This window comes from Streptomyces sp. LMG1-1-1.1, from assembly GCF_040815545.1.
Taxonomy (GTDB): domain Bacteria; phylum Actinomycetota; class Actinomycetes; order Streptomycetales; family Streptomycetaceae; genus Streptomyces.
In genome coordinates, this window is record NZ_JBFPNH010000032.1 from 241561 (window position 1) to 264917 (window position 23357).

The 23357-nt window shown below is 73.3% G+C and carries 24 protein-coding genes; 14 read left to right on the forward strand and 10 right to left on the reverse strand.

Going from position 1 to position 23357, the window contains the following annotated elements:
• Window positions 1-112: 112 nt before the first annotated feature.
• Genes MRBLMG1_RS19270 through MRBLMG1_RS19280 form a run of 3 tightly spaced genes read left to right on the forward strand, consistent with a single transcriptional unit; the run spans window position 113 to window position 3188 of the window.
• The gene (locus tag MRBLMG1_RS19270; RefSeq protein WP_367825300.1) at window positions 113-487 is read left to right on the forward strand and encodes a hypothetical protein; all 375 of its coding nucleotides are present in this window, start codon (window positions 113-115) and stop codon (window positions 485-487) included.
• Window positions 484-2325 (forward strand): GMC family oxidoreductase, encoded by a 1842-nt coding sequence (locus MRBLMG1_RS19275; RefSeq protein ID WP_367825301.1) that lies wholly within the window; start codon window positions 484-486, stop codon window positions 2323-2325. The genes MRBLMG1_RS19270 and MRBLMG1_RS19275 overlap by 4 nt, the downstream gene beginning before the upstream one ends.
• Entirely contained in the window at window positions 2322-3188 is an 867-nt protein-coding gene (locus MRBLMG1_RS19280; RefSeq protein WP_367825302.1) for a hypothetical protein, read from the forward strand. The genes MRBLMG1_RS19275 and MRBLMG1_RS19280 overlap by 4 nt, the downstream gene beginning before the upstream one ends.
• Before the next feature lie 10 nt (window positions 3189-3198).
• Here MRBLMG1_RS19280 and MRBLMG1_RS19285 read toward each other — a convergent pair whose 3' ends face one another.
• Complete coding sequence (locus MRBLMG1_RS19285) at window positions 3199-4386, reverse strand: aromatic amino acid transaminase (protein ID WP_367825303.1); 1188 nt, start codon at window positions 4384-4386, stop codon at window positions 3199-3201.
• The gene (locus MRBLMG1_RS19290; protein WP_367825304.1) at window positions 4379-5386 is read right to left on the reverse strand and encodes a DMT family transporter; all 1008 of its coding nucleotides are present in this window, start codon (window positions 5384-5386) and stop codon (window positions 4379-4381) included. The genes MRBLMG1_RS19285 and MRBLMG1_RS19290 overlap by 8 nt, the downstream gene beginning before the upstream one ends.
• A 159-nt stretch (window positions 5387-5545) precedes the next feature.
• Here MRBLMG1_RS19290 and MRBLMG1_RS19295 point away from each other — a divergent pair, with 159 nt between their 5' ends.
• Together MRBLMG1_RS19295 and MRBLMG1_RS19300 are read left to right on the forward strand one after the other, a co-directional pair.
• Complete coding sequence (locus tag MRBLMG1_RS19295; protein ID WP_367825305.1) at window positions 5546-6037, forward strand: Lrp/AsnC family transcriptional regulator; 492 nt, start codon at window positions 5546-5548, stop codon at window positions 6035-6037.
• Window positions 6038-6275: 238 nt separating this feature from the next.
• Window positions 6276-7676 (forward strand): DUF7594 domain-containing protein, encoded by a 1401-nt coding sequence (locus MRBLMG1_RS19300; RefSeq protein ID WP_367825306.1) that lies wholly within the window; start codon window positions 6276-6278, stop codon window positions 7674-7676.
• A gap of 33 nt (window positions 7677-7709) precedes the next feature.
• Here the strand turns inward: MRBLMG1_RS19300 and MRBLMG1_RS19305 are convergent, their stop codons facing one another.
• Window positions 7710-8210 carry a carboxymuconolactone decarboxylase family protein gene (locus tag MRBLMG1_RS19305; protein WP_367825307.1) on the reverse strand — a complete coding sequence of 167 codons (501 nt, stop codon included), beginning with the start codon at window positions 8208-8210 and terminating at the stop codon, window positions 7710-7712.
• Window positions 8211-8297: 87 nt separating this feature from the next.
• On the opposite strand from MRBLMG1_RS19305, the gene MRBLMG1_RS19310 reads away from it, so the two are divergent.
• From MRBLMG1_RS19310 to MRBLMG1_RS19325, 4 genes are all read left to right on the forward strand, one after another.
• A complete protein-coding gene (locus MRBLMG1_RS19310; protein ID WP_367825308.1) occupies window positions 8298-9221 on the forward strand; it encodes a pirin family protein in 924 nt (307 codons plus the stop codon).
• A gap of 69 nt (window positions 9222-9290) precedes the next feature.
• On the forward strand, window positions 9291-9632 hold the full coding sequence (locus tag MRBLMG1_RS19315; protein ID WP_367825309.1) for a GNAT family N-acetyltransferase: 342 nt from the start codon (window positions 9291-9293) through the stop codon (window positions 9630-9632).
• Between the two features lie 133 nt (window positions 9633-9765).
• Window positions 9766-10338, forward strand: a complete 573-nt coding sequence (locus MRBLMG1_RS19320) for an antibiotic biosynthesis monooxygenase (RefSeq protein WP_367825310.1) — start codon at window positions 9766-9768, stop codon at window positions 10336-10338.
• A gap of 105 nt (window positions 10339-10443) precedes the next feature.
• Window positions 10444-11277: a thioesterase family protein gene (locus MRBLMG1_RS19325; protein WP_367825311.1), complete on the forward strand. Its 834-nt coding sequence runs from the start codon at window positions 10444-10446 to the stop codon at window positions 11275-11277.
• Between the two features lie 128 nt (window positions 11278-11405).
• Here MRBLMG1_RS19325 and MRBLMG1_RS19330 read toward each other — a convergent pair whose 3' ends face one another.
• From MRBLMG1_RS19330 to MRBLMG1_RS37460, 3 genes are all read right to left on the reverse strand, one after another.
• The gene (locus MRBLMG1_RS19330) at window positions 11406-11933 is read right to left on the reverse strand and encodes a hypothetical protein (protein ID WP_367825312.1); all 528 of its coding nucleotides are present in this window, start codon (window positions 11931-11933) and stop codon (window positions 11406-11408) included.
• Between the two features lie 143 nt (window positions 11934-12076).
• Entirely contained in the window at window positions 12077-13243 is a 1167-nt protein-coding gene (locus tag MRBLMG1_RS19335; RefSeq protein WP_367825313.1) for an FUSC family protein, read from the reverse strand.
• 455 nt (window positions 13244-13698) lie between these two features.
• Window positions 13699-14034, reverse strand: coding sequence for a hypothetical protein (locus MRBLMG1_RS37460; protein ID WP_422664612.1), 336 nt, complete (start codon window positions 14032-14034; stop codon window positions 13699-13701).
• 91 nt (window positions 14035-14125) lie between these two features.
• Here MRBLMG1_RS37460 and MRBLMG1_RS19345 point away from each other — a divergent pair, with 91 nt between their 5' ends.
• The 5 genes from MRBLMG1_RS19345 to MRBLMG1_RS19365 all read left to right on the forward strand — a co-directional run bounded on the left by MRBLMG1_RS19345 (window position 14126) and on the right by MRBLMG1_RS19365 (window position 18633).
• Window positions 14126-14590: an SRPBCC family protein gene (locus MRBLMG1_RS19345; protein ID WP_367825315.1), complete on the forward strand. Its 465-nt coding sequence runs from the start codon at window positions 14126-14128 to the stop codon at window positions 14588-14590.
• Window positions 14587-14922, forward strand: a complete 336-nt coding sequence (locus MRBLMG1_RS19350) for an ArsR/SmtB family transcription factor (RefSeq protein WP_367825316.1) — start codon at window positions 14587-14589, stop codon at window positions 14920-14922. Before MRBLMG1_RS19345 ends, MRBLMG1_RS19350 begins: the two co-directional genes overlap by 4 nt.
• 87 nt (window positions 14923-15009) lie before the next feature.
• Window positions 15010-15450, forward strand: coding sequence for an SRPBCC family protein (locus tag MRBLMG1_RS19355; protein ID WP_367825317.1), 441 nt, complete (start codon window positions 15010-15012; stop codon window positions 15448-15450).
• 181 nt (window positions 15451-15631) lie between these two features.
• Window positions 15632-17113 (forward strand): S8 family serine peptidase, encoded by a 1482-nt coding sequence (locus tag MRBLMG1_RS19360; RefSeq protein ID WP_367825318.1) that lies wholly within the window; start codon window positions 15632-15634, stop codon window positions 17111-17113.
• A 32-nt stretch (window positions 17114-17145) separates the two neighbouring features.
• Complete coding sequence (locus MRBLMG1_RS19365) at window positions 17146-18633, forward strand: S8 family serine peptidase (protein WP_367825319.1); 1488 nt, start codon at window positions 17146-17148, stop codon at window positions 18631-18633.
• Window positions 18634-18667: 34 nt separating this feature from the next.
• Here the strand turns inward: MRBLMG1_RS19365 and MRBLMG1_RS19370 are convergent, their stop codons facing one another.
• The 4 genes from MRBLMG1_RS19370 to MRBLMG1_RS19385 form a co-directional block, all read right to left on the reverse strand.
• A complete protein-coding gene (locus tag MRBLMG1_RS19370) occupies window positions 18668-19045 on the reverse strand; it encodes a DoxX family protein (protein WP_367825320.1) in 378 nt (125 codons plus the stop codon).
• A 179-nt stretch (window positions 19046-19224) separates the two neighbouring features.
• Window positions 19225-20262, reverse strand: coding sequence for an ABC transporter permease (locus MRBLMG1_RS19375; RefSeq protein WP_367825321.1), 1038 nt, complete (start codon window positions 20260-20262; stop codon window positions 19225-19227).
• Window positions 20259-21851: a sugar ABC transporter ATP-binding protein gene (locus tag MRBLMG1_RS19380; RefSeq protein ID WP_367825322.1), complete on the reverse strand. Its 1593-nt coding sequence runs from the start codon at window positions 21849-21851 to the stop codon at window positions 20259-20261. Before MRBLMG1_RS19380 ends, MRBLMG1_RS19375 begins: the two co-directional genes overlap by 4 nt.
• Before the next feature lie 334 nt (window positions 21852-22185).
• A complete protein-coding gene (locus MRBLMG1_RS19385; protein WP_367825323.1) occupies window positions 22186-23232 on the reverse strand; it encodes a substrate-binding domain-containing protein in 1047 nt (348 codons plus the stop codon).
• Window positions 23233-23357 lie beyond the last annotated feature (125 nt).

Here is a 23357-nt window from a genome sequence, read left to right on the forward strand (position 1 = left end):
CGAACTCCTGGCCCACCAGCGCCATCCGTGTGAGGGAGCGCCCGGCGTCACGATCCAGCCGAACCGGGAGTGCGGGGCATGGGCCGGCGGGCGGTGGGGCACCGATGGTCGCGTGCCCCTCACAGACGAGACGCAGCGATTCACCGCCCTGTCGGCGCGGTTGACCGGCTTCGACGGCGAGGAACTGACGGCCACCGGGCTCGTCGAGACGTACCGGGCGGTGGCCGCGGAACGGCTCGGCGCGGAGCCGTACCGACGCCTCCTGGACGGGACGGAGGAACCGGTCGGCGCCCTGGACGGCGAGCTGGGGGTGTCGGCCCGCGCGGTGACGTACCTCTGGTACACGGGGAGTTGGCCGGGCACCCCGTCGCTTCTGGTGTCCCCGCGCGCCTACGCCGAGGGCCTGGTGTGGAAGGCGGCCGGCCTGACGGCCCCCGCCGCGGCTCCCGGAGGTTTCGGAAGCTGGGCCGAGGGGGCGGGCCGGTGACGCGGTACGACGTGATCGTCGTCGGCGCCGGCGTCGCGGGCTCCCTCGTCGCCCACCGGCTCGGCCGGGGCGGGCGGCGCCGGGTCCTCGTCCTGGAGGCGGGTGCGGCGGACCCCCGCGCCCACGGGGCCGACGCCGACCCGCTGACCGCGTACCTGACGGCCGCCGGCCGACTGCCCGGCACCGGCCACCGGCCCCATCCGGCCGCACCCTGGCCCGAGGTGACGGACCTCGCCGGCACGGACGGGACCCCTGCCTTCCGGGCGGCCGGACACCTGCGGCAGGACGGCCCGCTCCCGTACGCCAGCGGATACGTCCGCGTGAACGGCGGCACCGGCACCGTGTGGACGGGGCTCGCGCCCCGCATGCTGCCGGAGGACTTCGACACCGAGACGTTCGGATACGGGCGGCGGTGGCCGCTCACCTACGACGACCTGGAACCCCACTACCGGGCGGCGGAGGAACACCTGGGGGTCGCCGCGGACGCCGACGAGCAGCGCGCGCACCTCGGCCTGCGCTTCCCCGAGGGTTACGCGTTCCCCATGCGGCCGTTGCCCGCCGCACGCCTGGACCGCGTCCTCGCGACCCGTCTCGACGGGCGGCGCGTCAAGGACCCCGTCGCCCTGCGCGAGGTCGAACTGAAGGTGGTCGGCACCCCGCACGCCCGCAACGGCGTCCCGGATCCCCGGTACGACGGCGGCCGCGGCTACGTTCCGCGCGGGCGGGACGGGCGGCCGGATCCGGACAGCCGGTGCGTGGGCAACGCGGGTTGCATCCCGCACTGCCCCTCGTACGCGAAGTACACCCCGCTCAAGACGCAGGGGCGGTGGAGCGCGGCCGTCACGCTCCGGGACCGGTCCGTGGTGAGCCGCGTCCTCGTCGACGGGCGGGGGCGCGCCACGGGCGTGGAGTACCGCTCCTACGACGGGGAGGTGTCCTTCGCGCACGCCGACGTCGTCGTGCTCGCCGCCCACGCGGTCGAGAACGCCCGGCTGCTGCTCCTGTCCGGGCTCGCCGGGCGCAGCGGCCAGGTGGGCCGGAACCTGATGGACCATCCGGTCCTGCTGACCTGGGGGCTGCTGCCCGACGGCGAGCACGGCGGGTCCTATCGGGGGCCCGGGTCCGTCTCCGGCTTCGAGGGCTTCCGCGCGGGCCCGGCGCGCCGGCTGCGGGCGCCGTTCCGCGTCGAGTTCGGGACGTGGGGCTGGATCTGGGCGAAGGGGCCGGTCGAGAGCGACGTGGACCACTTCCTGACCGAACGCGGGCTGTTCGGAGGGGAGTTGAGAGCAGCGCTCGGGGACAGGCTCCGCCGGCAGTTCGCCCTCCAGTTCGAGATGGAGCAGGGCGCCGACCCGGCGAACCGGGTCACCCTCCACCCGTCCGAGCGCGACGCGCTGGGCCTCCCCCGGCCCCTGGTCACCTACGACCTCGACGAGCACGTCAAGGAGGGCATGGCCGCCGCCCGTGCCGTATCGGACCAGCTCTTCGCGCTGCTCGGCGCCGAGGACCACACGGACTACACGCCGTCGGCGGCCTGGCCGGGGCGCTTCGAGCACCGCGGCCGTACGTACGGCTACCGCGGGGCCGGCCACGCGGCCGGGACCCACATCATGGGCGACTCCCCCGCCACGTCGGTGGTGGACGCCTGGCAGCGCTGCTGGGACCACCCCGGCCTGTACGCGGTGGGCTGCGGCAGCATGCCGTCGGTGGCCACCTCCAACCCGACCCTGACCATGGCCGCGCTGGCACTGCGCAGCGCCGAGCAAGTCGAGGCGGACCTGACGGCCCGCGACCGACCCCTGACCACCGGACCGACCACCCCGGGAGCCCCCGCGTGACCCCCCTGCCCCTGCCGCCCGTGCCCGAGCCCTTCCAGCTGCCGTTCCACTACGGGGCGTTGCACCAGATCGGCGTCGACTGGCTGGTGGACCCGGAGCCGGTCCACACCCTGCTCGCCAAACACCATCCGGACCTGACCGCGGCCACGTTCGACGACGGACGCGCGCTGGTCTCGCTCGACTACCAGCTGTACTTCGCGCAGTACGCGTTCGGCGGCGGCGTCACCCAGGAGATCGAGTTCAACGTCATCGCCTTCCCGACCGCCGAAGCGGACCGGCTGCCGCGGCTGACCTACGACCGGTACGCGCGGGGCTGGGACCAGACGAAGCTGCTCGGCATCGCCCGCCTGCACGTCGTCTGCGACAACCCGTTCGCGATCAGGGCCGGGAGCGAGCTCTACGCCGAACCCAAGTACCCCGGCTGGTTCGAGGTCGGCCTGCCGTCCCTCAACGGACCCGCGGGCGCGACCTGGACCGTGCGCTGCAAGACCGCCGAGGTCGGCCCGGACGACACCCTGGAACGGGGATCGGAGCCGCTGCTCGACCTCGCGGCCAGGCTGGACGGCCTGACGGCCGTCGCGGCCAACTCCGCCCCGATCACCGGCTACGGCACCGACCGGGAGGGCCGTCTGCTCGCCGGTCCGATGAACGTCTACCAGCCCTACTCCTGGTACGACCTCTCCGCCGCCGAGCACTCCGGGCGCACCCGCCTCACCGTCCACGCCCCGGACGGCGACCTGGGCCGCGACCTCCGCACCGTCCTCCCGGACGGCACACCGGCGGCGGGCGCCTGGACGTACCAGTCGCCGCCGGTGGCCGCCCACAACCGCCCGTACTACCTGTCGGCGGGTCCGCGGCCGTAGGGGATGCCGATCAGGCGGTGCGCAGGGCGTCGGCGATGCCCCGGGCCAGGAACGGGATCCGGTGCGCGGGGACGCCCGCGATGTTGATGCGGCCGGAGGTGGTGCCGTAGATGCCGGACCGGTGGCGCATGCGGCGCATCTGCTCGGGGGTGAGGGGCAGCATCGAGAACATGCCCTTCTGCCGCGCGAGGGCCCGCGCCGGCTCCTCGCGGCCGAGTGCGGAGAGCTGGGAGACGAGGTCCGTCCGGTTGGCCGTGACGCGGTGGCGCATGACGTCCAGTTCGGCGAGCCAGACGGCCTTGAGGCGCTCGTCGCCCAGGACGGTGGCGACGACGGCGGCGCCGTGGTCCGGCGGCATCGAGTAGAGGGTGCGGGCGGCGTTCTGCAGGGCGGTCTCGACGTGCCGGAGCGCCCGCGCGGAGGAGCCGATGACGATGGCGCAGCCGGTGCGGTCGCTGTAGAGGCCGAAGTTCTTGGAGCAGCTGACGGCGATCAGGACTTCGGGGAGGCGTTCGGCCAGCATCCGGGTCGGGCTCAGGTCGGCGTCGAGGCCGTCGCCGAGGCCGTGGTAGGCGAGGTCGACGAAGGGGACCCAGCCGTTGGCGGTGGCGAGCTCGGCGAGGCGTTCCCACGTGCCGAAGGAGGGGTCGGCTCCGGTGGGGTTGTGGCAGCACCCCTGCAACAGGACGACGTCGCCGGGTCCCGCCTCACGGAGGTCGTCCAGGAGGTCGGCGTCGTCCGGCCGCCCGGTGGGGCCGAGCCAGCGGTACGTGCGGACGGTGAGGCCCGCGCCTTCGAGGATGGGGCGGTGGTTGACGTACGCCGGGTCGCTGATCCACACCGTGGTGCCGGGGCGGGTCTGCCGCACGAGGTCGGCGAGGAGGCGCAGGGCGCCGGTGCCCGCCACGGTCTGGACGGCCGTCGCCCGCGAGGTGAGGGCCTCGGTGCCGAGGACGGTGGTGAGCATGGCGTCGTTGAAGGCGGTGTTGCCCGACAGGCCCAGGTACTCCTTGGAACCGGAGCGTTCCGCCAGCCGTATCTCGGCCTCCTTGACCGCCGCCATGACCGGCGTGACCCCGGTGTGGTCGCGGTAGACGCCCAGGACGAGGTTGAGGCGGTCGGGGCGCGGGTCGGACGCGTACTCGGCGGTCAGGTCCCACAGCGGGTCCACGGGCGGGGCGGGGAGCAGCTCAAGCATCGGCGGACACCTTGGTTCGGGAGCTTCGGCGTCCGTTGGCGAGCGCGACACCGAGGGTGATCAGGGGGACGCCGACCACGACGGGCAGGGTCGGCGACTCGTGGAGCAGGGGCATGGCGAGCAGGACGACGGCGACGGGGCTGAGGCTGCCGACGACCGAGCTGCGCTCCGGGCCGAGCCGGCGGATCGCGAAGGCGTACAGGAGTCCGGCGCACAGGCCGACGCCCAGGCCCTGGACGACGAGGAAGAGCGCGATGTCGCCGCCCTCCGCGTGGGCGAGGCCGGTGGGCAGGACGCCGGTCAGGCTCAGCAGCGCGATGACGGCGAAGGAGGGCAGGCACAGCAGGCCGATGGAGCCGACGGGGTCGAGGTCGACCTCCCGCAGGCCCACGGTGTAGAGCGCCCACAGTCCGCTGGCCACGAGCAGCGTTCCCGTACCGAGGAGGACGTCCGCGTCGAGGGACGCGGTGTAGCGCCACACCAGGGCCACGACGCCGGCCATGATGAGGGCGAGGCCGGCCGCCTGGGTGCCGCGCGGGGCGCTCTTGCCGCCCGCGACCATGAGGGCGGAGACGAACAGCGGGACCATGCCGGGCACGATCGCCCCGACGAAGGCGGCCGACGTCAGGGAGCCGCCGTACATGGCGGCGAGGAAGAACGGGACCCCCGCACCGCAGATGATCTTGGCGGCGGGGCCGAACCGGACGGCGGCCAGTCGGCGCCTGCGCCGCCACAGGGCGGGGGCGAGGACCACGAGGGGCACGCCGAAGCGCAGCAGCGCGGCGTCCGCGGGCAGCAGCGTCGAGCTGCTCAGGGCGCGGGCGCTGAGCGCGAACGCGGCCCAGATGGTCACGGTGAGCAGCAGCGCGATCATGCCGACGGCGTGCGGCGAGAGTCCCGGGAACCGCCCGGTGCGGGGAACCGCGTCCTGTCCGCCGGACGGAGCCTGCGGGTCCGGCGCACCCGCCGTACTCGCCCCCACCGATTGCGTTACTGCCACCGACCGTTCCTCCCGCTCGTCACCCTTCGGGCGGAACCGACGTCCGGCTTCACCCCCGGACGGCAACGCTAGGGCTTCGACGGGGGCAGGCGATTGCCAGTTATGCCCTCCAGGCATAGCGTGGGGGCAGAATCTGCCAAGTCCAGCCAAGGAGAGCTCATGGACGCCGTGGACTTCCAGATCATCCACGAGCTTCAGGCGGACGGGCGCCTGTCGAACCAGGACCTCGCCGACCGGATCCGGCTGTCCCCCTCCCCCTGTCTGCGCCGGGTGCGCCGCCTGGAGGAGTCGGGGCTGATCGGCGGCTACACGGCCACCGTCGACCAGGTCGCCTTCGGCCTCCCGATCACCGTCTTCGTACGGATCCGTCTGGAGCGCCACACGGCCGAGGCGGTCAACGTGTTCGAGCGGCACGTCGGCCTCATCGACCACATCCAGGACTGCTATCTGATGGCCGGCAGCAGCGACTACCTGCTCAGGGTGGTCATCGAAAGCCTGGAGGCCTACGAGGCCCTCGTCCGCACCCGCATCCACGCCATCCCGGGCATCGCGTCGATCGAGTCCAGCTTCGCCTTCGGCAGCGTGAAGCAGTCCCGGGTCTACCCCAGGCCGGGCGTCCCGTCCCGCCCGCGCGGCGGCGGCACGGGCTGAGCCTCGCCGGTCACCGACGGCGGCACGGGCGGCTGAGCCCTCGCCGGTCACCGACGGCGGCCGCCCCGGTGAGCTCCCGCCGGGGCGCTCGGCGAGATGAGCGGCCGCCGCCCCGGACGTAAGCTGGACCGAGCGGGGGCGGGCCGTGACTCGTCGCCCGCGGTCGGACCCCACCCCATCGGGTCGGTTCCGTCCAGCCTTCCGCGATCGCCCTCGTCCCGCGATCGAAAGGTTCGGCATGCCCATGCGCAAGGGCACGACGGTGGCCTTCGTCGGCACCCTCGCCACAGCCACCCTGGCCGCCACGGCACTCACCGGCATCGCACCGACCGCTTCGGCGGCGAGCTCCTCCTTCACCGCGACCGCGGACGCGTATGTCGACAGCGCGAACCCCGGCACGAACCACGGCACCTCCCGGCAGCTGGACGTGGACGACAGCCCGGCCAAGCAGACGTTGCTGAGGTTCGACGTCACCGGTGTCACCGGGACGGTGACCCGGGCGACGCTCCGGCTCCACGTCGACGGCGCCGCCGGCTCGGGGAGCACCAACGGCGGCACGTTCCACGCCGCGCCCGGCGCCGCCTGGTCCGAGACGTCGGTGACCTACGGCAACAGGCCCGCGCTCAGCGGCGCCGTCCTCGGGAGCCTCGGCGCGGTCGCCCCCGGCTCCTGGTACGAGGTCGACGTGACCTCGTACGTGAAGGGCGACGGCACCTTCGACTTCGGGATCACGTCACCGAACGCCGACGGAGCCCACTACGACTCGCGCGAGACCGGCGCCACCGCACCGCGACTGGTGGTCGAGACGGGCACCGCGCCGCCGAGGACCGCCGCCTTCCCGCCGCCCCCCGACCTGGTGCCGGTGCTGGTCGGCGCGGGGGACATCGCCACCACGAGCTCCTCGGACACCGCGACCTCCGATCTGCTCGACCACGTCTCCGGCACGGTCGTCGCCCTCGGCGACAACGCCTACCCCGACGGTTCGGCGGCGGACTTCTCCGCGTACTACGAGCCCACCTGGGGCCGTCACAAGGCGCGGACCATGCCGACCCCGGGCAACCACGACTACCTGACCCCCGGCGCGTCCGGCTACTTCCGCTACTTCGGCGCCAACGCGGGTCCGGCGAACCGCGGTTACTATTCGTACGACCTCGGGAACTGGCATGTGGTCTCGCTGAACTCCGAGATCGACACGGCCGTCGGATCCCCCCAGGAGAAGTGGCTGCGCGCCGACCTCGCCGCCAGCGACAAGCCGTGCACGGTGGCGTACTGGCACCGGCCGCGCTGGACCTCCGGCGCCGAACACGGTCCCGCTCTCGCGACCGCCCCGCTGGTCCAGGCGCTGTACGACCACAAGGCCGAGGTGATCCTCACCGGCCACAACCACCAGTACGAGCGCTTCGCCCCGCAGGACCCGAGCGGCCGGGCGGACGACGCCCGCGGCCTGCGGGAGTTCGTCGCCGGCATGGGCGGCGCGGGGCTCTACGCCTTCGGCACGGTGCAGCCGAACAGCGAGGCCCGCAACGACGACACCTTCGGCGTCCTGAAGCTGACCCTGCGCGCCGACGGCTACGACTGGCAGTTCGTGCCGCAGTCGGGCAAGACGTACGACGACCACGGCTCGGGCACCTGCCACTGACGCCGTCCCCGTCGGCGGCCCGGGCGGCGGCGGTCAGGAAGCCGTGGTCTCCCGCACCGGGTGCTTGCTCAGGATCGACACCCGGTTGAAGGCGTTGATGGCGATGGCCACCCAGATCACGGCCGAGATCTCGGCGTCGTCAAGGACCTCGCGCGCCCCGTCGTACGCCCGCTCCTGGGCGAGCGCGTCGGCGGGGTGGGTGGTGGCCTCGGCGAGGGCGAGGGCCGCGCGCTCACGGCCGGTGAAGAGTTCGGTGTCGCGCCAGGCGGCCAGCACGCCGAGGCGCCGGGTGGTCTCGCCGGCCCGCAGCGCGGCGCGGGTGTGCACGTCGAGGCAGTAGGCGCAGCCGTTGAGCTGGGACACGCGGAGGTTGACCAGTTCGACGAGGATCCGGTCGAGACCGGCCTCGGCCGCCGTGGTCCGCACGGCGTCGGCGGTCTTCACCAGCGCCCGGTACGCGTCGGGACTCCGCTTGTCGAGGTAGACCCGACCCGTGACCCGGGACACCGCCGTGGTCTCCGCCGTCTCGCTCACCCTGTACTCCTTCGCCGGTTGTCATCGGGACGATGATCAACCATACTTGTTGAAAACGAAACTACATCACCGCGGAGGGGCCAGGACATGGGCGACACGGAGATCGAGATCCTCACCTCCCGGGACGTCCCGCTGGGCGGGCCACGCGCCATGACCGTACGCCGCACCCTGCCCCAGCGGACCCGCACCCTCATCGGCGCCTGGTGCTTCGCCGACCACTACGGCCCCGACCGGGTCGCCGAGTCCGGCGGCATGGACGTCGCCCCGCACCCGCACACCGGCCTGCAGACCGTCAGCTGGCTCTTCGCCGGAGAGATCGAGCACCGCGACAGCCTGGGCACCCACGCCCTCGTACGCCCCGGTGAGATCAACCTCATGACCGGCGGTCACGGCATCAGCCACACCGAGGTGTCCACCCCCGACACCACCGTGCTCCACGGCGTGCAGCTCTGGGTCGCCCTCCCCGACGCACACCGCCACGCCCCGCGCGACTTCCAGCACCACGCCCCCGCACCCCTCCGCCTCGACGGTGCGGAACTCCGGGTCTTCCTGGGCACGCTCGCCGGCCGGACCTCTCCGGTCCGCACCTTCACCCCGCTCCTCGGCGCCGAGATCCTGCTCGACGCCGGAGCCACCGTCACCCTCGACGTCGACCCCGACTTCGAGCACGGCCTCCTCGTCGACGAGGGCGACGTCCGCCTCGAAGGCGTCCCCCTCCGCCCCGCCGACCTCGGCTACGCCACCCCCGGCCGCACCACCCTCACCCTCGCCAACACCTCCGACCGCCAGGCCCGGACGGTCCTCCTCGGCGGCCCGCCGTTCGACGAGGAGATCGTGATGTGGTGGAACTTCATCGGCCGCGACCACCAGGACATCGTCGAGGCACGAGAGGCCTGGGAGCGGTCCTCCGACCGCTTCGGCGCCGTCGACGGCTACCCCGGCGACCGGCTGCCCGCCCCCGCCCTGCCCAACGCCGTCCTCACCCCGCGCGGGAACCCGCCCCGCCACTGAGGGCCGCGACAGACCCGCCCCCGCACCGCACGTCCCCCACACACCGGAAGCCCTCCCGAAAGGACCGCCATGAGCGAGCAGACCCCCACCCCCGTCGTCCGTCGCGTCGACGCCCGCCACCGCTACGAGATCCTCGTCGACGAGAAGCGCGCCGGCCTGACCGCGTACCGCGACCGCGACGACCGGCGGGTCTTCTTCCACACCGAGATCGACGACGCCTACGCCGGCCAGGGACTCGCCTCGATCCTCGTCGAGCAGGCCCTCACCGACGTCCGCGCCTCCGGCATGCGGATCGTCCCGGTCTGCCCTTACGTGGCCAAGTTCCTCAAGAAGCACGACGAGTTCGCCGACCTGACCGACCCGGTGACCCCCGAGGTGCTGACCTGGCTCGACGCGCAGCTGGGGCGCTGACAACCCCGCGGCACCACGGCTCCACGCCTCTACGGCTCCACGGCCTCACAGGGACTCACCCGATCACGCTGGCCTCCGGCGGCGCCCGCCACGTAAAGTGCGGACGGGCGCGGCGAGATCACGAGGAGTCCCTGTGACCGCGGTCAGCCTGGAGCACACCACCGTCCCCGCCGACACCGGCGAGGTGACCCTCCTGATAGCCCGCCGGGTGCAGCCCGGCCACGAAGCCGCCTTCGAACGGTGGGCCAAGGGCATCCTGGAGACCGCGGCCGCCTTCCCCGGCCACCTCGGATACGGACTCTTCCGCTCCTCCGGCGGCGACGCCCCCTGGTTCCTCGTCCACCGCTTCCGCGACACGGAGGCGTGCCGCACGTGGCAGGAGTCGCCGGAGCGTGCGGCCTGGTTCGCTGACTGCGACGGGCACCACCACACGGAGATCGCCCGGCGCACCCTGACCGGCATGGAGACCTGGTTCGCGAAGCCGGGCTCGACGCGCCCCGCGCCGCCCCGGTGGAAGATGGCGATCAGTGCCACCCTGGCGATCTATCCCCTCTCCGTCCTCGCCGGCCTGTTCCTCGTCCCGCACCTCACCGCGCTCCCCCTCCTGCTCAGCAGCGCGCTCACGGCGTGTGTCCTCAACGTCCTCATGACGTACGCCGCCATGCCCGCCGTCAGCAGGCTCCTGCGCGGCTGGCTCACCTCGTGACACCCTCCGCACCCCGGCGTGTGCGGTAGGTCACGGTGCGCGGGAACCGATCACCCCTACGATGCGTGACGAGTACACCTTTATTCGCCTGCGCAGGTGCGGGCAATGCCCGAGGAGACGGACACCGTGAGCACAGGCGCAGCCGCCCGCGAGAGCTACTACGAGCGGACGGGCGAGCACCGCTACAAGCCCACGGCGCACGCGGGCGGAGCCTGGAGCGCCGACGAGCAGCACTTCAGCCCGCTCGCCGGGCTCGTCGCACACGCCGTCGACCGGCACGTGGCGGACCGGCCCGGCGGAATGCTCCTGGGGCGGATCAGTTACGACATCCTCGGCCGCATCGCCCTCGACGAGTGCGAGATCACCGTGGAGACCGTCCGCCCCGGCCGCACCATCGAACTCCTCGAAGCGACCGTATTCATCGGCGGGCGGGCGGTGGTCCGCGCCCGGGCCTGGCTGCTCGCGTCCCTGGACTCCTCGTCCGTGGCCGACAGCCCGGTCAGCCCGCTGCCCGCCCCCGACACGCTCCCCAAGTGGGAGATGGGCGCGGCGTGGAACGGCGGGTACGTCTCCTCGATCGACGTCCGCCGGACGCCCCCGACCCGCAGGGGCCGCGGCACCGCGTGGATCTCCTCGCCTCTGGACCTGGTCGCCGGCGAGGCGATCAGCCCCCTCGCCTCGTACCTCGCGCTCGTGGACACCGCGAACGGCATCGCCGTGCAACAGGACCCCACGGCCTGGATGTTCCCGAACCTCGACCTCACGGTCCACCTGCACCGGCAGCCCGAAGGGCCGTGGACCGGCCTCGACACCACGGTCACCTTCGGCCCCACGGGCCAGGGCCTCACCAGCAGCGTCCTCCACGACGTCCACGGCCCCGTCGGCCAGGCCGAGCAGATCCTCACCGTCCGCCCGCAGCCCCGGCGTCCACAGGAATGACCTTCCGGGTCTCCCCGGGCCGCCGTCACGAACGGGCACCCCACGCGGTCGTCACCGACCCCACGCCGCCGCCCACTTCGGCTCCGAACCGACCGAGACGGCCGTCCGCCCCGGCCCTCTCCGGACGGTCAGGCCGCGCGGCACAGCTCCGCGGGCGCCGTCGGAGCCGCGATACGCCCCGTGGTCGCGTAGAGGGGGCGGGGTCCGGAGGCGGCGGTCGCGGCCCGCGAGCGGGTGCGCGCGAAGACGACGAGCCGCAGCACGGCGAACCGGGCGACACCGGCGAGCGCCGAGGCGGACAGGTAGACGACCTGCTGGAGCACGGCGCCGGGCGCGGTCACCAGGAGCTGGAGGACGAGCATCGCCGCGCAGGTCACCACGTACGCGGCCGCCGCCGATCCGGCGGACTGCGCGTGCTGGCGCCAGGTCGCCCTGCCGCCCGCACCGAAGGTGAAACGGGCGTGCAGCTCGGTGGCGAGGAGCGTGGAGACCACCGCGACGAGGGCGTTGGCCAGCATCCACGGAATCCACGCGGCGAGGGCGCCGACGGCGAAGCTGGAGGCGACCCCCACCCCGCCGCCGCAGAGAACGAAGCGGGCGAAGGCGACGAAGGCACCGGGTGCGGACGACTCGTGTCGACTCCGTGCTGACTCCATGACCGTCCCCCTGCTTCCCCGATGCCCCACCCGGAAGGCGCGCCGTCCAACCCGTGAACCACGGCGCGCCATCGATGGTGCCATGTTGGCACATCTATGGCGCCACGGCGAGTCATCAATGGCACCCTCGGGGCGCTGGGGGTTCAGGTCCGCGCCGAGGCACGCCGGAAACGGCGTGCCGTCAGGCGGTCCCGGCGTTCGCGGCCGTGGCGGTCGAGCTCCTCCATGAGACGCCGGCCCCGGTGCTCGGGGTCGAGTTCGTCGAGGACGCGGTCGATCTCGGCGAGCAGGGCTCCGTAGAACTGCCAGCGGTCGGGGTCCCGCAGAGCGAGGGCCAGGAGCAGGTCAGCCGCGCCGCCCCGGCAGGCACGGGCCGCCCGCAGCTCACCCGCGAGCCGCTCCTCGGCGGCCTCGGCCGCCTCGCTGCCGGAGGCCGTGACGAGCACGGCGAAGCTGACGAAGGCGTCGGCGGTGTGCTGTGCCGTCTCCTGTACGGCGAGCGCGGTCCGGCGGGGCAGCAGGTCCGCGCCGGACCGCTCCTTCGCCAGATCGGCCAGGGTCCGGGTGAGCACGCGCAGCACGACGGCACAGATCTCCAGGGTGTCCAGGCCCGTGCGCAGCACTATGCGGTGCAACAGGCCCTCCTTGACGCGCGGGTTGAAACGCAGGCTGTCCTCGGCGGTGCGCAGCGCGGCGTCCACGTCGGCGACGTCGTTGTCGAGCCGTCGCGCCTCGTGCAGCCGCGCCACCGCCCGCTCGACGGGGGGCGCGCCGGCGAACTCCTCCGCCACGTCGAGCAGCAGCCGGCGCATCCGCCGCGCGAGGTCCTCGATGGAGTCCCCCGCCGTGTCCACCCAGACGGGCGGGGCCAGCACCAGGTTGAACAGCAGCCCGACGACGGCCCCGATGAGGGTCTCCAGGACCCGGTCCCACGCCGTGTGGGCGACCTGGGTGACCCCCAGCACCAGCATCGCGCTGATCGCGACCTCCGGGACGAACTCCTCGACCTTCACGAGCCGCCCCACGACGAGGGAGGCCAGGATGACCAGGGCGAGGCTCCACCACGAGAGCCCGACGATGGCACTGAACCCGATCGCGATGAGCACGCCGACGACGACCGAGTTGACCCGGCGCAGACTCGTGGTGAGCGTCGAGAACAACGTGACCTGGACGACGAGCAGCGCCGTCAGCGGCGCGGTCAGCGGCGCCGGCTCGCTGCTGAGCCACAGGGCCACGACGTACGACAGGGTCGCCGCCGCCGTCGACCGGACCGTCTGCACGACGAACGGATCACGCCGCAACCGCCCCATGGCCTCCGAATACCGCCCGCTCCGCACGCCGCGTCGTGCCACCCGCCGCCTCCCATCGCCTCCGCCGTCCCGCTCCATCCGCGTCCGTCACCCCTTCCCTCCCCCGCCCCTCGCGCACACCGGAGTTCCCGCACTGCCCTCCGTACGGGCCCGGCCCGACGGCTGCCCGGACGCACGCGGCGGCCGTCCCGGTGCTCCTGCCCAGGTGTACGGAGCCCACGCGGGGCCGCTTCCCTCAGGCCGGGCCCTGCCCGCGGCCGTCGGGTGCCGGACCCGCGGGGGAACGTGTGGGGGGTCGGGCTCGCGGCGCCCCTCGGTCTCCTCCGTGCCGGGCGGCTGCATCGTGACCCAACCGCGGGGCCACCCCCCGCAGATGCCCGGCGTACTCACCCGCCTGTCCGCGGGACCTTCCCGGTCCGGTTGCACCACGAGGAATGCGACGGGTGCGTCGCCTGTCAGCGGCCGGCCTGGTGCTCCGACCTCACGGCGCCATCGGTGACGTCGGTGACCTGCAGATCGGAGAAGAGCAGGTTGAGGGTGTAGATGTCGGTGGTGAGGAAGACGTCGTGGAAGTCGGCGCCGAGGGACTCCGACCATCTGCCGGCGGCCTTCGACGGCGGGTACAGCTTGGCGTACCGCACGGTCGGGGGCCACGGCGCGGTCCAGACCGGAGCCTCGGACGCGGGGCGGGCTCCGGGCCGGTGGAGGGGTGACCCAGGGAGCGCTTCCAGGTGGCGGCGGACACGGAGGAAAGGCAGCGGGCGCCGAGGCAGTGGCGGAAGAGGCGCCACCCCCCCTCACGCAACCAAGTGTTGCGCATGGAGCGCGAAGGCTCTACAGTTGTAGTGCAACCAAAGGTTGCGAGAGATTGGGGAGAGCGGCATGGAGCGCGGCAGCATCGAACGCGAGATCCACATCGACGCGAGGCCCGAGGTGGTCTACGAGGTGGTCAGCAGGCCCGAGCACCTGCGGGAGTGGTGGCCGGACGAGGCGGAGCTCGAGCCCGTGGCCGGCGGCACCGGGGTCATCACCTTCGGCGACCCCGCCGCGCCGGACGCGAAGGCCGTACCGCTCACCGTCGTCGACGCGGACCCGCCCCGCCGGTTCTCCTTCCGATGGGTGTACGACGAGGCCGAGGCCGCGACGCCGGCCAACTCGCTCCTCGTGGTCTTCGAGCTGATCCCGTCGGGCGCGGGCACGTTGCTGCGCTTCACCGAGACGGGGTTCCGGGAGAAGGGCTGGGAGGCGGCCGTGCTGGAACAGCAGTACCGCGAGCACGTCTCCGGATGGGACCACTTCCTGCCCCGCCTCGTCACGTACGTCGCCAAGCTGGTGTCGACGCCGTGAACACCGTCATCGACGACGAGCTCTGGACCGCGGTCGGCGACCCGACCCGGCGGCGGATGCTCGACCTGCTGCTCGGCGGCGGCGGCACGGCCACCACCCTGAGCGAGCACCTCCCCATCACGCGGCAGGCGGTCGCCAAGCACCTCGGCGTCCTCCACCGGGTCGGGCTGGTCCAGGTCACCCCGTCCGGACGCGAGCGCCGATACGAGGTCGACGAAGCCCAGCTCGCCCGCGCGGTGGCCCAACTGACCTCGGTCGGCACCGCCTGGGACGCCCGACTGCAGCGCATCAAGCGCCTCGCCGAGGCGATCCAACGCAGCCAGGAGGGCTGAGCCCCTCACCACCACGCCTCACCGCCCCCAGGCGGCGAGGAACGACGCCCCCTTCCGCGGGCGCCCACCCGAGAAAGAGGTAGCGAGATGCTGGACATCCTGCACAGGATCGGAGTCGAGTCGTCCCCCGGCGACGTCTACAAGGCGCTGACCACGGTCGACGGCCTGGCGAACTGGTGGACTGAGGACACGGACGGCGACCCCGAGGTCGGCGGAGTCATCCGCTTCCGCTTCGAGCCCGGCGGGTTCGACATGAAGGTCCTCGAAGCCCGGCCCGGGGAACGCGTGCTCTGGGAGGTCGTCGACGGGCCCGAGGAGTGGATCGGCACCCAGGTCCACTTCGACCTCAAGGAGGAGGACGGCTACACGATCGTGCTCTTCCGACACGCCGGCTGGCAGCAGCCCGTGGAGTTCATGTACCACTGCAGCACCAAGTGGGCCACCTTCCTCATGAGCCTCAAGAACCTCCTCGAAACCGGCAAGGGGGAGCCCGCGCCGCGCGACGTCAGGATCAGCAACTGGCATTAGTGACGCTTCGCCAGTTTCTGCGGCGACGACAGCCGCCCCACCGGCCGGTGGGGCGGCTGTCGGAGTGAACGCGGGCGGTGGCGGAGCCGGCTTGCCCGGAGGGTGGGGGGTAGGTCGGGGAGGGTGGTGGGGCGTCGCCGCACGGGTGGAGGCGGCGGGTCGGCGACCAAGGAGTGCGTGAGTGAAGCGTCTGTCGCGTTCGGCGAGTGCGGTGTGGGGCGTGCTGGCGGTGGTCGGCCTGGCGGGGGCCGCGGTGCCGTCGGCGGCGGGCGCGAAGGACCGCGCCGGGGAACGATCGGCGTACGTGGTGGTGCTCAAGGACGGTACGGGGGATCCGGCGGCGGTGTCGTCGAGGCTGACGCGGCGGTACGGAGCGGTCGCGACGGCCGTGTTCAGGCATGCGCTGCGTGGCTACGGGGCGCGGCTGACGGCGGCCGAGGCGGCGGAGCTGCGCGGCGATCCCGCCGTGCGGTTCGTCAGCAGGCAGCGCTCGTACCGGATCGTGCCGCCGACGCGACGGGTGGCGGTGGCGGGTGCCCACGGGGCGGCGCCGCAGGTGCGGCCGGCCGCGGCCGGGGCGGTGGCGTGCGGGGAGTGGGTGGGGGCGGGGCAGTGTCTGCCCGAGTGGGCGGATCGGGTCGAGGCCGACGGGTCGTCCGCGCGGTCCGGCGACGGGCACGGATCCGTGGCCGGGGTGAACGTGGCGGTCATCGACAGCGGGATCGACGCCGGACACGCGGATCTGAACGTGCGGGGCGGGGCCGACTGCCTGAGTGGGAGTCCGGTCGTGCCCGGGGCGAGCCTGGTCGTGGGCGATCCTCACGGGACGGAGGCGGCCGGTGTGGTCGCGGCGAAGGACGACGGGGCCGGAATCGTGGGGATGGCGCCGGGGGCGCCGTTGTGGGCGGTGAAGGTGTTCCCCGACGACGCGAGCGGGGTCGGCAGTGACGAGGCCTTGTTGTGCGGGCTCGACTGGGTGGTGTCGACGCGGACCGACGGGGATCCCGGCAACGACATCCACGTCGTCAACATGAGCCTGTCGAGCGAGGAGGACGGCCGGGCGGACACCGACGACGGGGCCTGCGGGGCCTCGGACGGCGACGCCTTCCACATGGCGATCTGCGCGGCCGTACGTGCCGGGGTGACGCCGGTCGCGGCGGCCGGGAACGACAACGTCGACCTCGCGCGGCGCGCCCCGGCCTCCTATCAGGAGGTCCTGACCGCGACGGCGATGGCGGACTTCGACGGCCGTCCCGGCGCGAAGGCGGGGCCGGACTGCTACGGCGACGACTTCGGCCTGTTCGGTGCGGCCGACGACCAGGCCGCCCTGGAGTTCAGCAACTTCGCGCGGAGCAAGGGGGACCGGCGGCACACGGTGTCCGCGCCCGGCATCTGCGTCCTGACGACCAGTTCCGACCCGGCGGCGCCGTACGCGGCCGTGGACGGTACGAGCTTCGCCTCGCCGGTGGTCGCCGGTGTGGCGGTGCTGTGCATCGCGTACGGCCCCTGCTCGAAGTCGGCGGCGGCGGACAACGTGCGGTCGCTCGCCGACGACGCCCGCCGCCACCAGCGCGCCCACCCGGGGTACGGCTTCGACGGCGACGACGACAGTCCCGTCCCCGGACGCCACTACGGCCCGCTCGTGCACGCCGCCCGTTACTGATCCCCCGCCGTCCCCGTAAGTCAGGAGCAGGCGTGAACCGCCGCCGCATCACCGCACTGTCCTCCCTGGCCGCCGCCACGGCCCTGGCCTTCCAGGGTGTCGTGTCCCCGTCGGTGCGGGCCGCCGACGAGCCGGACCGGATGGGCCGCTACATCGTCGTCCTGGACGACACGGCGGGCGCCGATCCGACCGCGCTCGCCGGACGCCAGCTCAGGGGCCTGGGGCGCGGACCGTCGCCGCGGGCCGTTTTCCGGTACGCGCTCAAGGGGTACGCGGCGGACCTCACGCCCGCTCAGGCGGCGCGGCTGGGACAGGCGTCGGGTGTCCGGTTCGTGGCCCCCGAGCGCACCTACCGCCCTGCCACGCGCCCCGTCCGTCCCCCTGCCGTGAAGGCGTCCGCGGCGAGGGCGGGGGCCGGCGGCGAGGTGGCGCCGGTGTCGGGGTCCTGTCGTACGGCCGTCGACGTCACGCGGCGGCAGTGCCTGCCCGAGTGGGCCGACCGGATCGAGGCCGACGAGTCGTCCACGCGGTCCGGCGACGGGCGCGGTGCCGTCGCCGGGGTGAACGTGGCGGTCATCGACACGGGCATCACCGGTGGGCACCCCGATCTGAACGTGCGGGGCGGCACCGACTGTGTCACTGGCAGTCCCGTCGTACCCGGTGCGGCGCTGTCCGACCCGCTCCTGTTCGGTACGTCGCTGGCCGGGATCGTCGGCGCGCGGGACAACGGGATCGGCGTCGTCGGGACCGCGCCCGGCGCTCCGCTGTGGTCGTACAAGGTGTTTCCGGACGACGGGCGCGACGCCACGGACGCGGCGCTGCTGTGCGCGCTGGACCGGGTCGCCGCGAGCCGCGCGGACGCGGACCCGGGCAACGACGTCCACGTCGCGACGATGGCGTTCGCCTCCACCAACCTGACGCCCGCGGACGACGGACGCTGCGGCGCGGTGCTGCACGACGCCCTCCACCAGGCGGTGTGCGCCGCCACGCGCGCGGGTGTCACGCTCGTCGCCGCCGCGGGGAGTTTCCGCTTCGACATCGCCGTCGCCGCGCCCGCCTCCTACGACGAGGTGCTCACCGCCACCGCCATGGCCGACTTCGACGGCAGGCCGGGCGGGGGTCCGGGCGCCGACTGCCGGGGCGACGACATGGGCGGCTTCGGGTTCGCCGACGACCAGGTCGCCATTCCGCTGGCGAGCTTCGCACGCGCCGCCGCCGACCGGCGGCATCTGGTCGCCGCCCCCGGTGTGTGCGTGGCCACCACCCCGCCCGTGGGCGAGCCGCTGCCGCTCCTGGTCACCGGCACCGGTCCGGCCACCGCTGTCGCCGCCGGGACGACCGCGCTGTGCGTCGCCGTCCGCCGGTGCCCGGTCGGCGACCCGGCCCGGACCATCCGCACGGTCGTCGGTGACGCCGCGCACCGTCAGCTGATCGACGCCCGGCACGGCTACTACGGCGACCCGGGGCACCCGATCCGCGGCCGCTACTACGGTCCCCTCCTGGCGGCCGACCGCTACTGAGCCGCGGGCCGCCGTCGCGTCGGCCGGCCTGTGCTCAGGTCCGGGCCGCGCCGCGGCCCACGGCGCGGGCCCAGAGGATCAGCGGGACCTGGAGGGGCAGCCGCGCGTAGGCGACGGCCTTGGCGGGCGTGGGGCGGTGCCGCCAGTCGTGGGCCATCTTCACGTTGGCGGGGAACACTCCGGCGAAGAAGAGGGCGGCTGCCTGGGCGCTGCGGCGGCGGGTCGCCGGGACGGCGATGCCGGCGGCGAGCGCGAGTTCCGCCGCGCCGCTGACGGCTGTCCAGGTGCGGGGGCTGCCCGGCAGGGACTTGGGCACGATCGCGTCGAACTGCTTCGGGGCCACGAAGTGGGCGACGCCGGCCGAGGCGAGCAGGCCGGCCAGCAGCAGTGCGGAACGAGCGGATCGGGCCATGGCGGGCTCTCCTCGGGCAGGGGGGCGGGCGGGTGTCGGACGTGCCGAGGGACAGGCCGACGGTGTTACCGAATGGTAAGTATGGCCTATGGGAGCCCTCTGCGGGAGCCCGTTCCCCGTCCACCCTCGGGCGGCCGGCGGCGCCACGGGGGGGCGTCGCCGGCCGTCCGAGGGGTCCGTCAGTGAGGAAGGCCGACGGCGCGTTCGCCGCTGCGGCGCTGCTGGATGACGACGGCGATGACGAGGAGGGCGCCCTGGGCGACGTTCTGCCAGAAGGTGTTGATGCCCTGGACCGTCAGGCCGTTCTCCAGGCAGCCGAGGAGGGCCACCGCGAGGAGGGTGCCGCCGATGCCGCCCTTGCCGCCCTTGAGGGCGGCGCCGCCGAGGGCGGCCGCGGTGATGGCCTTCAGTTCGAGGCCCTCACTGCCGGAGACGGGCTGGCCGGAGCCGGTGCGGGCGGTGAGGAGGATGCCCGCGACGGCGGCGACGGCGCCGATGAGTGTGTAGACGCAGATCAGGTACTTGTTGATGCTGATGCCCGCGAGGCGGGCGGCCGTGTCGTTGCCGCCGATCGCGTAGAGGTTGCGGCCGATGTCGGTGTACTTGAGCAGCAGGTGCACGGTGACGGCGACGACGACGAGGATCCACACCATCACGGGGAGGCCGGCGATCTTGCCGCGGCCGAGGAAGACGAAGAGGTCGTCGTTGAGGACGTACCCCTGCGCGCGTCCGTCGGAGAGGAGCTGGGCGAGGCCCTTGTAGGCGGCGAGGCCGGCGAGGGTGGCGATGGTGGGATTGACCCGCCCGTAGACGATGACGATGCCGTTCAGCGCGCCGACGAGGAGGCCGACACCGACGGCGGCGACCATGCCGAGGACGGCGCTCGAACCGGTGGTCGTGAACACCATGGCGCTGACGACGGACGCCACGCCGACCTGGGACCCGACGGAGATGTCGAGGCCGCCGCAGATGATGACGACGGTCTGGACGATGGCGAGCAGGCCGGTGATGGTCGCCGCTTCGGCGATCACCTGCATGTTGGACAGGCTCAGGTAGTTGTCGTTGAGGACGCCGAACAGGACGAGGACGACGAGGAGCGCTCCCACGAGGCTGATGTTCTGACCGCCGATGCCGGACAGGAACGCGGGGCGCCGCGAGGCGCGGCCGTCGTCGCCGGAGCCCTTGACGGTCGGTGCGGGGGTGCTGGTGAGGGTCATGAGGAGGCTCCAGGGGCGGCGCCGACGATGTCGTCGGCCATGGCGAGTTCGAGAATGGCTTCTTCGGTGGCTTCGCTGCGGTCGAGTTCGCCGGTGATCCGGCCGCCCTGCATGACGACCACCCGGTCGGCGAGGCCGAGGAGTTCGGGGAGTTCGGAGGAGATGACGAGGACGGCGACTCCCTCGGCGGCCAGGTCGGCGATGATCTGGTAGATCTCCGCCTTCGCACCGACGTCGATCCCGCGCGTCGGCTCGTCGAGGATCAGGACCTTCGGCTTGCGGGCGAGCCAACGGGCGAGCACGACCTTCTGCTGGTTGCCGCCGGACAGCTTGCGCACCTCGTGGTCGATCGACGGGGTGCGCACCCGGAGCCGGTCGGAGAACTCCTGGGCGAGCTTGCGTTCCGCCGCGCGCCGCACGAAACGGAAGCGCCGCAGCCGGTTGAGGACGACCAGGGAGGCGTTCTCCTTGATGCTCTGCTGGAGGAACAGCGCCTGTGCCTTGCGCTCCTCGGGCGCGAGCCCGAGTCCGGCGCGGATCACTTCGCCGGGCCGCCCGCCGCGCAGCTTGACGCCGTCCAGCGTGGCCGTACCGGCGCGGATCGGCAGGTCGCCCGCGAGGGCGAGGGCGAGCTCCGAGCGTCCGGCGCCGATCAGGCCCGCCAGGCCGACGACCTCGCCGGCGTGCACCCGCAGCGAGATGTCGGTGACGTCGTCGGTGGTGAGGTTCCGGACGTCGAGGACCAGCCGGTCCGTGGCGACCCGCTGTCGTACGAACATGGCGGAGAGGTCGCGGCCCACCATCAGCCGTACGAGTTCGCCCTCGTCGGTGGCGCGGGCGTCCTGCACGCCGACGAGGGTGCCGTCGCGCAGTACCGCGATGCGGTCGGCGAGCTGGAAGATCTCCTGCATGCGATGCGAGACGTAGACGATCGCGATCCCGTCGTCGCGCAGCCGCCGGATCAGCGCGAACAGTGCGTCGACCTCGTGCTCGGACAGGGAGGAGGTGGGCTCGTCGAACGCGATCAGACGGGCGGTGGTGCTGCCGGTCAGCGCCCGCATGATCTCCACCAACTGCCGCTGGGCGGGCGTGAGCTGGGATCCGAGCAGGTCCGGGTCGAGGACGTGGGAGAAGCCGAGGCGCTCCAGGTCGGCCCTGATGCGCCGGTCGAGCTCGGCCCGGTCGAGCAGCCGCCCGTGCTTGCGGGGCAGGGATCCCGCGTAGACGTTCTCCGCGACGGAGATGTGCGGGACGATCTCGGGTTCCTGCGGGATGATCCGGATGCCGGCGGCCCGGGCGCGGGCCGGGGAGTCGAGCGTGACGGGGGCTCCGTCCACGACCACGTGCCCCTCGGTGGGCTGGTGGTCGCCGGTGAGGATCTTGAGCAGGGTGGACTTTCCCGCACCGTTCTCCCCCATGAGGGCGGTGACCTGTGCGGCCGGGAAGTCGAGCGTGACGCCGCCGATCGCCCGGACCTCGCCGAAGCGCTTGATGATGCCCGACACCCCGACGGACGGGCGGCGGGAGCCCGCGGAAGGCGGGCCGTCGGGGGATCCCGGAGCGGAGTCCGGGTGAGGGGATCGGGTCATGTCTCGGTTCACCTCGAAGGCAGGGTGCGGGGCGCGAAGTGCGGGGCTGGTCGGGGGTGGAGACCCGGCGCGCCGGGCAGCGGGGGGACGGCCTGGCGCGCCGGGAGTGGGTGTGTGTGGGGGGAACCCGGCACCTCGGGAGCGGAGGGCTCGGAGGTCGGGGGCCCAGGGCCTGGCCTGCGCACCGGAGGCGGAGGCGGGGGGCCGGTGCGTGGGAGGTGGGGCCGGGGCCGGCGCGTCGGGACCGGGGGGTGGGGGTGGGAAGGGGTCCGACGCGCCGGGCAGTGGGTCACCGGCCGGCGGCGGTTTCGGTGGCGCCGCCGGCCGGGAGTACTCAGCCGCAGGCGACTCCGGCGGTCTTCCAGGAGGCGTGGTCGACCATGGTCGTCGGGGCGAAGGCCTCGGCGGGGAAGTCCTTGCCGTTCTTGAGCTTGTCGTACATGGTCTGGACGGCCAGGGCGCCGACGTCCTTGCCGTTGATGAACAGCGCGGCCTTCATGCCGCTCGCCTTGTCCGACTGCCATTCCTTGCAGGCCAGGTAGGCGCCGAGGCCGACTCCGACGACGTGGTCGGCGCCGACGTCGGCGTTGGCGAGCGCGGTGACGCCGCCCATCACGTTCTCGTCGTTGCAGCCCCAGATCACCCAGTTCTTGACACCGGCGTTGGCGGTGACGGTGGCGGCGATCTTGTCCTGGGCGCCGGTGGGCGTGTTGTCGGTGGGGACGTCGATGGTCTTCACCCCGGGGACGGCCGCGTCGAAGGCCTTCTTGGCGGCCGCCACGCGGTCGCCGCAGACGGTCACGTCCTGCTTCCAGGCCGAGACGACCCGGGTGTCGGCGGCGGTCCAGCCCGCCTTCCGGAACTCGGCGGCGGCACGCTTGCCGACCTCCTCGCCCATCTGGGCGCCGCTGAAGCCGATCCGCGGCACCAGGTCGGCCTTGCCGCAGGCGGCCGGGTCCGGGCCGGTGGTGCAGATCTGGTCGTCGGAGGTCAGGAGGGCGACCTTGCCGTCCTTGGCGGTCTGGACGACCTGCGGGCCGACGGCCGGGTCGGGTACGACGATGATGACGCCGTTCGTCTTCTGGGCGATCGCCGACTGCACTTCGCTGACGGTCTTGTTGGCGTCGTTGCCCAGGTTGACGACCTTGAGGTCGATGCCGAGCTCTTCGGCCTTCGCCTTCGCGCCGGCGGCCTCGCCGATGAAGTACTCCTGGTCGCCCTGCTTCTGGAGGTACGTGATCGAGATCTTCCCGTCGACCTTGGCGACCTGGTCGTCGCCGCCGGTCGATGCCTTCCCGGACGAACAGGCGGCCGAGGCCAGGCCGAGCGAGACGACGAGTGCGGTGGCGGCGGCCACACGGCGGGGTGCGGAACGGAACATCGGGGGCTCCTTAGTGCGGGCGACGACCGCCGCATCCGGCGTGCAGGTCGTGCGGGTCGTGCGGGGCGGAGGAGGGGCGGGCCGCGGGGTGCTGGGCACCCCGCCCGGGCATCACAATCCCTCGA

Bases quoted from the DNA above. Each gene is read 5' to 3' on its own strand.
- MRBLMG1_RS19325 (WP_367825311.1), top strand. From the start codon at position 10,444: ATGCCCGAGGAGACGGACACCGTGAGCACAGGCGCAGCCGCCCGCGAG.
- MRBLMG1_RS19330 (WP_367825312.1), bottom strand. From the start codon at position 11,933: ATGGAGTCAGCACGGAGTCGACACGAGTCGTCCGCACCCGGTGCCTTC.
- MRBLMG1_RS19285 (WP_367825303.1), bottom strand. From the start codon at position 4,386: ATGCTTGAGCTGCTCCCCGCCCCGCCCGTGGACCCGCTGTGGGACCTG.
- MRBLMG1_RS19375 (WP_367825321.1), bottom strand. From the start codon at position 20,262: ATGACCCTCACCAGCACCCCCGCACCGACCGTCAAGGGCTCCGGCGAC.
- MRBLMG1_RS19355 (WP_367825317.1), top strand. From the start codon at position 15,010: ATGCTGGACATCCTGCACAGGATCGGAGTCGAGTCGTCCCCCGGCGAC.
- MRBLMG1_RS19345 (WP_367825315.1), top strand. From the start codon at position 14,126: ATGGAGCGCGGCAGCATCGAACGCGAGATCCACATCGACGCGAGGCCC.
- MRBLMG1_RS19300 (WP_367825306.1), top strand. From the start codon at position 6,276: ATGCCCATGCGCAAGGGCACGACGGTGGCCTTCGTCGGCACCCTCGCC.
- MRBLMG1_RS19335 (WP_367825313.1), bottom strand. From the start codon at position 13,243: ATGGGGCGGTTGCGGCGTGATCCGTTCGTCGTGCAGACGGTCCGGTCG.
- MRBLMG1_RS19310 (WP_367825308.1), top strand. From the start codon at position 8,298: ATGGGCGACACGGAGATCGAGATCCTCACCTCCCGGGACGTCCCGCTG.
- MRBLMG1_RS19385 (WP_367825323.1), bottom strand. From the start codon at position 23,232: ATGTTCCGTTCCGCACCCCGCCGTGTGGCCGCCGCCACCGCACTCGTC.
- MRBLMG1_RS19380 (WP_367825322.1), bottom strand. From the start codon at position 21,851: ATGACCCGATCCCCTCACCCGGACTCCGCTCCGGGATCCCCCGACGGC.
- MRBLMG1_RS19295 (WP_367825305.1), top strand. From the start codon at position 5,546: ATGGACGCCGTGGACTTCCAGATCATCCACGAGCTTCAGGCGGACGGG.
- MRBLMG1_RS19315 (WP_367825309.1), top strand. From the start codon at position 9,291: ATGAGCGAGCAGACCCCCACCCCCGTCGTCCGTCGCGTCGACGCCCGC.
- MRBLMG1_RS19370 (WP_367825320.1), bottom strand. From the start codon at position 19,045: ATGGCCCGATCCGCTCGTTCCGCACTGCTGCTGGCCGGCCTGCTCGCC.